9 protein-coding genes and 1 pseudogene are annotated in these 8,607 nt (G+C 48.6%); 8 read left to right on the forward strand and 2 right to left on the reverse strand.

Annotated features, from left to right (window positions below; translation table 11 throughout):
- From mobC to B5F38_RS13770, 5 genes are all read left to right on the forward strand, one after another.
- The coding region (mobC, locus tag B5F38_RS13750; protein WP_143240995.1) for a conjugal transfer protein MobC at positions 1-2,011 on the forward strand (2,011 nt) is incomplete at its 5' end.
- Positions 2,012-2,240: 229 nt separating this feature from the next.
- Entirely contained in the window at positions 2,241-2,498 is a 258-nt protein-coding gene (locus B5F38_RS13755; RefSeq protein ID WP_087409701.1) for a hypothetical protein, read from the forward strand.
- Positions 2,499-2,508: 10 nt separating this feature from the next.
- A complete protein-coding gene (locus B5F38_RS13760; RefSeq protein WP_005801805.1) occupies positions 2,509-2,760 on the forward strand; it encodes a hypothetical protein in 252 nt (83 codons plus the stop codon).
- A 12-nt stretch (positions 2,761-2,772) separates the two neighbouring features.
- Positions 2,773-3,270 (forward strand): hypothetical protein, encoded by a 498-nt coding sequence (locus B5F38_RS13765; protein ID WP_087409698.1) that lies wholly within the window; start codon positions 2,773-2,775, stop codon positions 3,268-3,270.
- A gap of 12 nt (positions 3,271-3,282) precedes the next feature.
- The gene (locus B5F38_RS13770) at positions 3,283-3,573 is read left to right on the forward strand and encodes a DUF4120 family protein (RefSeq protein WP_087409702.1); all 291 of its coding nucleotides are present in this window, start codon (positions 3,283-3,285) and stop codon (positions 3,571-3,573) included.
- Between the two features lie 54 nt (positions 3,574-3,627).
- Here B5F38_RS13770 and B5F38_RS13775 read toward each other — a convergent pair whose 3' ends face one another.
- Both B5F38_RS13775 and B5F38_RS13780 read right to left on the reverse strand, forming a co-directional pair.
- Positions 3,628-4,422: a nucleotidyl transferase AbiEii/AbiGii toxin family protein gene (locus tag B5F38_RS13775; RefSeq protein WP_005801809.1), complete on the reverse strand. Its 795-nt coding sequence runs from the start codon at positions 4,420-4,422 to the stop codon at positions 3,628-3,630.
- On the reverse strand, positions 4,419-5,234 hold the full coding sequence (locus tag B5F38_RS13780) for a type IV toxin-antitoxin system AbiEi family antitoxin (RefSeq protein ID WP_005801810.1): 816 nt from the start codon (positions 5,232-5,234) through the stop codon (positions 4,419-4,421). The genes B5F38_RS13775 and B5F38_RS13780 overlap by 4 nt, the downstream gene beginning before the upstream one ends.
- 755 nt (positions 5,235-5,989) lie before the next feature.
- Between B5F38_RS13780 and B5F38_RS13790 the strand changes: the two genes are divergently transcribed.
- From B5F38_RS13790 to B5F38_RS13800, 3 genes and pseudogenes are all read left to right on the forward strand, one after another.
- Positions 5,990-7,762, forward strand: a complete 1,773-nt coding sequence (locus B5F38_RS13790; RefSeq protein WP_087409699.1) for a DUF3945 domain-containing protein — start codon at positions 5,990-5,992, stop codon at positions 7,760-7,762.
- Between the two features lie 47 nt (positions 7,763-7,809).
- Entirely contained in the window at positions 7,810-8,073 is a 264-nt protein-coding gene (locus B5F38_RS13795; protein WP_032944512.1) for a DUF4099 domain-containing protein, read from the forward strand.
- A 90-nt stretch (positions 8,074-8,163) separates the two neighbouring features.
- Positions 8,164-8,502: pseudogene (locus B5F38_RS13800) on the forward strand (toprim domain-containing protein); the annotation flags it as partial.
- Between the last annotated feature and the right edge of the window lie 105 nt (positions 8,503-8,607).

The following is an 8,607-nucleotide window of genomic DNA, read 5'->3' on the forward strand; positions in this document are numbered from 1 at the left end:
AGGACTGGCCAAGGTCATGGAGTTCATGCGTGCCATTTCCATCGTGTTTATTGTCATCCACGTCTATTGGTTCTGCTACGGGACATTCGTGGACATGGGTATCAACATCGGAGTCGTGGACAGAATCCTGCTGAACTTCCAGAGGACGGCAGGACTGTTCAGCAACCTGCTCGTGACGAAAGTGTTCGCCTTCATATTCCTGGGACTTTCGTGTCTGGGTACGAAAGGTGTCAAGAACCAGAAGATGACGTGGCGGAAGATATACGCCGCCTTCCTCGGCGGCATCGTCCTGTTCTTCATGAACTGGTGGATGCTCGACCTGCCGTTCAGCCCGACGGTGAATGCGGCCGCATATACGCTGACGCTCACCGCAGGTTACATTCTCCTGCTCATGTCGGGAGTATGGATCAGCCGTATGCTGAAGCACAACCTCATGGAAGACGTATTCAACACTGCCAACGAAAGTTTCATGCAGGAAACCAGGCTTATGGAAAACGAGTATTCCGTCAACCTGCCCACGAAATTTGTTTATCAGGGCAAGGAATGGGACGGCTGGATCAACATCGTGAACCCGTTCCGAGCCTCCATCGTGCTGGGAACCCCTGGCTCGGGAAAGAGTTATGCCGTGGTGAACAACTACATCAAACAGCAGATTGAGAAATCCTTTGCCATGTATATCTACGACTACAAGTTTCCTGACCTCTCGGAGATAGCCTACAACCATCTGCTCAAACACAGGCAGAGTTACAAGGTCAAACCGGAATTCTATGTCATCAATTTCGACGACCCCAGACGCAGCCACCGCTGCAATCCGATCAATCCGAGATTCATGGCAGACATCAGCGATGCCTACGAATCAGCCTACACGATAATGCTCAATTTGAACAAGACCTGGATACAGAAACAGGGTGACTTTTTCGTGGAATCCCCGATTATTCTGCTTGCTGCAATTATCTGGTATTTACGGATTTATAAGGACGGAAAGTATTGCACGTTCCCTCATGCAATCGAATTCCTGAACAAGCCGTACGCGGATATTTTCACGATTCTGACCTCGTATCCGTCCCTCGAAAACTATCTTTCCCCCTTTATGGACGCATGGCAAGGCGGAGCTCAAGATCAGCTCCAGGGCCAGATAGCAAGTGCAAAAATCCCGCTTTCACGCATGATCTCACCACAGCTTTATTGGGTGATGACGGGAGACGATTTCACCCTTGACCTGAACAATCCCGAACACCCTAAAATCCTCTGTGTGGGCAACAATCCTGACCGCCAGAATATCTATTCTGCGGCATTGGGACTGTACAATTCCCGTATCGTGAAGCTCGTGAACAAAAAAGGACAGCTCAAGAGTTCCATCATCATCGACGAGCTTCCGACCATCTATTTCCGTGGTATTGACAACCTGATTGCGACCGCCCGAAGCAACAAGGTAGCCGTCTGCCTCGGCTTCCAGGACTTCTCGCAGCTGGCACGCGACTACGGTGACAAGGAGGCGAAGGTCATCCAAAACACAGTGGGCAACATCTTCAGCGGACAGGTGGTCGGAGAAACGGCAAAATCATTGTCGGAACGGTTCGGCAAGATACTCCAGCAGCGGCAGTCCATATCCATCAACCGTCAGGACACTTCGACTTCCATCAACACGCAGCTCGATTCCCTGATACCCGCCTCCAAGATAGCCAACCTCTCGCAGGGCACGTTCGTGGGTAGCGTGGCAGACAATTTCGGAGAAGAGATAGACCAGAAATTTTTCCATGCCCGCATCATCGTGGACAGCGCAAAGGTATCGGAAGAAATGAAAGCCTACAAGAAAATCCCTGTCATCAACGAGTTCAGGGACGCGGACGGAAACGATATCATGCAGCAGCAGATTGACCGCAACTACTCGCAGATAAAGGCGGACGTGTTGCAGATAATAGAGGATGAGATAACACGCATAAAAAATGATCCGGAACTGAGACACCTCATCCCGCAGCAAGAGGGAGAGGGAAACAATGACGGTGAATAGACGGAAGCGGAGACCGCTGTTTTATTTCCGCCTGCAAAGGTCGTCCCGTGCCCGCTGGATCGTGCAAGGCCGGGCCCCTCCGGGGTTTGCTGAAAAAATCATCCTCGCCCAAGTGCTCCGGTATTTTTTCGCAAAGCCTTGCACAATCCGGCACGGGACAATGAGGCAGGCAAGAAATAAAATACCGGCTTGACAAGCCGCAGATGTCTAACTCAAAAAAATGAAAGATATGAGCAGAAGCAACTTCACTCCGATGGAAAGATTCCATGAAATTCTAAACGGACACGGACTACAGTCCATGAACGTAGGTACAAACCATATCCGCATCTTCAGGGACGGACGGAAAATGTTCGACTACTATCCGTTGAGGATGAAACTCTTCGACTACCACAACTGGTACCAGCTTACCTATCCATCCTTCGGCAATGGCGACGGAAAATGGGAACAGGAACTTCAGGAGATAATCGGCAGGCTTTCCGCCGCATAAACGGTATGCTATGGCAGCGCACATGAAACAGACGGAATGGGACAACATTCCCGAATGGGCCATATATGCCCTGGAATACGGAACGGAAGAGGACGGCAGCCTGAACGAAGAGGAACGGGCTATGATTGAAAAGTTTGTCGGCACACATTTCCCGAAAGGATACACGATGAGCGTGGACTGGGACGCCTGCAACGAGTTTGACCGCTATCCCGCATTTGGAGAGCCTTGCAAGACCTGCAAGGTTCTTTTTGTTTCACCATAAATACACAGAAAGATGAAAAGAATGACACTGAGCGAATACCTCGCTGTCCCCGAAAATTACCGGGGAGTATGGACTACCGAACGATGGGACATTCCCAATTGGGAAAACTTGAGAAAAAGCCACATGGGAAAACGTACCCTGATGGTATATGACAAAGGCACGTGCCTGCTTGTCGAGGGGCTGAGTCTTGAAATTGTGGATGACAGTTCCTGGAAGAAGCCGGAGGAAATCAAGAAGGAAATCCGTGAAAAATATCAGGAATACCGTACTGAAAAGGGACGTGAACCGCATTTCCTCGAATGCATCATACGCTGGAACGACACCTTGGAGACACTGGAGACAAGAATAGCCCTGGACATGGATTCCGATACGGAAATGGACGATGAAATCTTCTTCTACTGCGATACTCTGGACAGCCTGCTGTCGCTGGCTGACAGAAGCGGGGAAGATTTTGTCATAGCCGGATGTTTCGGATTCGGTGAATATGAAGAGCTGTTACAGACAACATAAAAATGAATGAATATGATAATCAAATGTCAGGAACACTACGACAAGGTGGTGGAATACGCAAAAAGTATCGGAGACAATACCTTACAACAGTGCATCGAACGATTGCAACAGTGGAAAAAGAACTCAAACGGGAAATATGAAATAGAACTCTACTGGGACTTTGCACCCCATTCGTTCGGATTCGCCGAAAGAACTCCCGACGGACGGACAGGAGTCGTCGGAGGGGTACTCTATCATGGCAGACCGGACGAATCATACGCCGTGATGCTCAATCCGTTCCATGGATGGAGCATACACACCTGAAGATAAAATCCTGTAAAGCCCATTTCCCCCGGTAAATGAGAAAATGGGCTTTCATCACTTTTGTAACCTGTCTAACAGGAGCGTTCGTACCACCTCATAGCCTTCCTGCGGATTGAACTCCTCATCCGGCCGAAGCAACTGCATGGTATCACCCAAGAACTCATCATCCTGCATTTTGTCTTCCATATTGATAATAAATTCTTTGTAAGTAGGAATGTGGTCAACCACAAATTCCATATACTTCTGATAGCAAGCCAGCACGTTGTCTATGTTGATGTCTGATGTGGTCAAGGCCTTGTACAAATCATACAAATCACGTCCTTTTCTCCGTTGGTACAAGGCACGCAATTTTGTACCTACCAGTTCATCCAACTGGTAAGTCAGGACATCGCATTTTCCGTTATACCATTTGTTGACCACTGAAAATGGCATACGTTGCATAGGCAGTACACTGAAATGTTCCTTGCAGTTGATTTCCACTTTCAGATGAATCGGGACCACTGGTATGGATTCTGATTCCAGTCTGAAAATCAAAGTGTTGTTGTGCTTTTTCTGCTTCACTTTCGGCTCTCCGAGAAAAGCGAGTGCATCTCTTATATGGTCATAGGTCTCTTTGATCGGTTCTGCATTAATCTGTACCAAGTCAATATCTTCACTGTACCTGGGTTGGGGCGAGAGGAACAACTTGTGTAATGCGGTCCCTCCGCGAAAAGCCAGATGGGAAGCAAGATATTCATCCTTGTATATCTCAGTCAAGGCTCTGCATATCAGCAGATCCTGTTCGACCTGTTCGGACTCTGTCCATGGAACATGTTCGCTCCATTCCCTGATTGCAAATTCCGGTATCATTCGTCTATTTCTATTTCCTGGTTAATGATTACTTTCCATTTCTTGTCAACCTCACAACCCTCTGTCGGTTTGTTTATCTTAAACGGTATCTTTCTGAATTTTAATCCTGCAACCTCCATTTTGGAATATAAGGTTTCCGCCAAATCCGCTCTTTCCAATACATGTTCCAGAATATAACCCAGACGTTGAAAGACCGGTATGGCCGATGTCTTGAAAAAGGAATCATCGAGGCTGTCCAGATTCATTGTCTCAGCCAATTCATTCAACACGGTGCAGACGCGATTCAGACCACCTACACTTTTTTCGTTTTCCACCAGGTCAACGGCTGTCAGTTCAGGACAAGAAACATTGATGTAACCTGTCTGCGTCTTGTGCTTCCTTACAAATTCCATACTTATTTTCTTCTTGGAAAAGAACAATATGGATGTTCCGCTCTTTGAAGTATTCCTCATGCTCGGTTGTTCCACCATGAGGGAAAATGTCTGTACTCTTTGATGTGACGCGCCATAAAATGAAGCCGCATTCAAAAGAGCAACATAATATCTTTTCCCAAGATAGGACATCAGCTGATCCATATAGAAAACAGGCGGAATTACGCCTTTTAACGAATATTCCACAGGCATAATGACATAAAAATTACGCCAGGGAGAAACTATCTTCGCTTTGGCGGCCAAACGGTACAATGCGGTTTTGATATATACCTTACCCGCTGAAGGGAATTGCTTTTCTATATCCTCTTTAGTAAAGGTGTAATATCCCCTTACTTCCCGGCTTTCAATCCAATCTGACAAAGTTTCTATATGCTTCTTCATAACTTAGTTGCAATGACATTGCAAAAGTAGTCATTTTTTGACTACTTACGCAGATTTATTGCATTTTTTGTGTTGAAAGGGAATTTTTCTCCATATTTCTATAAAATGGCATCATAAGCCACGCTTCACTTGATAAGTCCCTTCAGAGAAGTTAACTCGGAGGGCGAATACCTCCACGTTCAAGCCTCCGGTTTTCGGGACACAAAATTCCCTGCGGTAATTTTCCGCCCGAAAAAACGCTCCGGTATTGCCATCCGAGTTGGGGAAAGGACCGGGACTTAGCAAGCGAAGCGACCTACGACGCATAGATACAGGTCAAAATAAAAAAGAATCCGGCGGGAGAACCATGCTCCCGTATGCCGTCCCAATGGATTACGCCATCCGGTTATTCCACTAAACGGAAATCCGCTTCCTGTCACAGAAGGACACATCAAGTGGGGGGACAAAAGCAGCTCGCTCCCAACTCTGCATAATTACAGTTTTTCCTTTTCTTCCGTGCGGCAGCGTGTACCGCCATGCCCGTGTCTGTCCGGCCTGTTCCCGTCTTTTCCCTTTCCTTTTTCGTCCCTTGTTTTTTCCTTCTTTTCCTGCCGTTTTCCCACGCATTTTCACTCCGTTTTCTCCGGCTTGCGGTGTAATGTGATGACACATGGTGTAATGTATATCCTAACGCATTGCAAATCAATTATTTATCAATTTTTCTCCTATATATTTGCACTGACAACATGAGTTATCAACACTAAAAATCAAATGTTATGGCAAAGAAAAATGCAAGGGAAGAACCCGCGAAACCGCAGGTCACCGAAAATGAGCAGATGAGTGACATCGTGTTCATCCTCGACAAGATGGAACTGATTCTTGAAGCGGTATCTCAAATCGGAAAGGACGGAAAATTCAACACGGTAGCCGCCGACAAGAAGAACCGGAACTCCTTCCTGAAAATTGACCGCTATGCCGACGCCTTCGAGAACTTCATCAAGAACTTCTGGAGCCAACTGAAAGACCCGACACGCTTCGGAATCCTCTCCGTCAAGGAAGACAGGCTGGACGACCCTGCCGTACAGCAGGCCATCGAGGACATCGCCGCAGGAAAAAAGACAAAAGCCGTGGAGGAATTTCTCAAGCAGTACGAGATTGTTCCGCGCAACAAGGAAAACCAAAGTATCAACCAACAAAATCAAGAAGAAATGGCAAAGAAAAATGAAACCCGGCAGCAGGCTGCCGCAGCTGACAGCCAGCCGCAGACCCAGTCCCCCCAGTACCGTTACAACGAGTCCATGATCAACTGGGAACAGCTAAAGAATTTCGGAATCTCCCGTGAATACCTCCAGGAACGCGGACTGCTCGAACAGATGCTCAAAGGATACAAGACCAACCAGGTAGTACCCATCAGCATGAACTTCGGTTCGGCCGTACTGAGGACTGACGCACGTCTGTCCTTCCAGCAGTCCATGGCGGGCGAAGTGGTGCTCGGCATCCATGGTATCCGACAGAAACCCGACCTCGACCGACCGTATTTCGGACATATCTTCTCCGACGAGGACAAGAAGAACCTGCTCGAAACGGGCAACATGGGGCGTGTCGTGGAGCTGAAAGGACGCAACGGGGAATATATCCCTTCCTTCATCAGTATTGACAAGCTGACCAACGAGGTTGTCGCCATGAAAGCGGAGAATGCCTTCATCCCAAGGGAAATCAAGGGCGTGGAACTGACAGAGCAGGAGCAAAATGACCTGCGTGAAGGCAAGAAGGTCTATGTAGAGGGCATGATTGCCAAGTCCGGCAACGAGTTCAACGCCTTCATCCAGGTGAATGCCGAACGCAGGGGTGTCGAGTTCATTTTCGAGAACGACAAGCTCTTCAACCGCCAGACACTTGGGGGCGTGGAACTGACACAGAAACAGATTGAGGACCTGAACGCCGGAAAAGCCATCTTCGTGGAGGGAATGCAGCGCAAGGACGGCGAGGTCTTCTCCTCTTACGTGAAGCTGGACGAGGCGACGGGCCGCCCGTCCTACACCCGCTACAACCCGGACTCTCCGGAAGGCGCACGCGAAATCTATATCCCCAACGAAATCAACGGGGTGAAGATTACGGCGGAGGAACAGCAGCAACTCCGTGACGGCAAGGTGATTTTCCTCAATGACATGGTGAACCGCAAGGGAGAGGAATTCTCCTCCTTCATCAAGGCCGATTTGGAAACGGGACGCCTGAGCTACTCCCGTACGCCGGACGGTTTCGAGCAGCGCGAGGATTTCAAGATTCCAACCAAAGTATGGGACGTGGAACTGACCAGACAGCAGCGTGCGGACCTGCAGAGCGGAAAGGCCGTGCTGGTGGAAGGCATAAAGGGATATGACGGGAAGACCATCTCGCAGTACGTCAAGGCGAACTTCAACCAGGGGCGTCTGGACTTCTACAACGAGAATCCTGACCGCAAGCGTGAAGCGTCACAGCGAAACGTGGTGGCCAACAGCCAGCGACAGGAACAGAGCAACCGCAAGTCAAAAGGTGCGAGCATTGCCTGATGGCAGGTTACTGAAAAATGAATGTTAAATCAAAAAAAGAAAGAAATATGAAAAAGGAAAACGGAAACGACATGCCTTTCAAGGCTGATGAAGTGAACTGGGACGAACTCTCCGGTATCGGTATCATGAAGGACGAGCTGGAACTCTCCGGCGAAATGGACACCCTCCTCAGGGGAGAGAAAACGAAAGTGATGTCCCTGAGCCTCGTACTCCTCGGCGTGGACGTGGTGATGGACGCCACGCTCCAGCTGGTCCGCAAGGGCGAGGCACCGCTGCTGGAAATCCAGGGAGTGACACCGTTGGGCAAATAATCTGAGAGCAATTATCAAGTAAACCGATGTCTTACCGCCGTTTCCTGTCTTCCGCATGGAAAACGGGAAACGGCTTAATTTTTATCCAATATGATAGCAATCATCGCAGAAAAACCGAGCGTAGGCTTGGACATAGCCCGTGTAGTCGGGGCTGATACAAGAAATGACGGCTACTGTTCCGGTAACGGATATATGGTAACCTGGGCACTGGGACACCTCGTGTCACTGGCCATGCCGGACACTTACGGTTATACGAAAACGGCAGCGGAGGACCTGCCGATGCTGCCGGACCCGTTCCGTCTGGTCTCCCGACAGATGCGCACGGACAGGGGAATGGTCACGGACATCGCCGCCTCGAAACAGCTGAAAGTCATAGAAAGCGTGTTCAACCGCTGTGACAGCATCATCGTGGCTACCGATGCCGGTCGCGATTATCCAAAGTAAAAGATTATCCAAAGTAGAATTCTATTCGTATTTGATTATGAGATAGTTATATTTAATACTTACAAAAACTACTTTGGATAATAATTAGTC

It is taken from the genome of Barnesiella sp. An22 (assembly GCF_002159975.1).
In the GTDB taxonomy this organism is placed as follows: domain Bacteria; phylum Bacteroidota; class Bacteroidia; order Bacteroidales; family Barnesiellaceae; genus Barnesiella; species Barnesiella merdigallinarum.

Bases quoted from the DNA above. Each gene is read 5' to 3' on its own strand.
- B5F38_RS13755 (WP_087409701.1), top strand. From the start codon at position 2,241: ATGAGCAGAAGCAACTTCACTCCGATGGAAAGATTCCATGAAATTCTA.
- B5F38_RS13760 (WP_005801805.1), top strand. From the start codon at position 2,509: ATGGCAGCGCACATGAAACAGACGGAATGGGACAACATTCCCGAATGG.
- B5F38_RS13765 (WP_087409698.1), top strand. From the start codon at position 2,773: ATGAAAAGAATGACACTGAGCGAATACCTCGCTGTCCCCGAAAATTAC.
- B5F38_RS13770 (WP_087409702.1), top strand. From the start codon at position 3,283: ATGATAATCAAATGTCAGGAACACTACGACAAGGTGGTGGAATACGCA.
- B5F38_RS13775 (WP_005801809.1), bottom strand. From the start codon at position 4,422: ATGATACCGGAATTTGCAATCAGGGAATGGAGCGAACATGTTCCATGG.
- B5F38_RS13780 (WP_005801810.1), bottom strand. From the start codon at position 5,234: ATGAAGAAGCATATAGAAACTTTGTCAGATTGGATTGAAAGCCGGGAA.
- B5F38_RS13790 (WP_087409699.1), top strand. From the start codon at position 5,990: ATGGCAAAGAAAAATGCAAGGGAAGAACCCGCGAAACCGCAGGTCACC.
- B5F38_RS13795 (WP_032944512.1), top strand. From the start codon at position 7,810: ATGAAAAAGGAAAACGGAAACGACATGCCTTTCAAGGCTGATGAAGTG.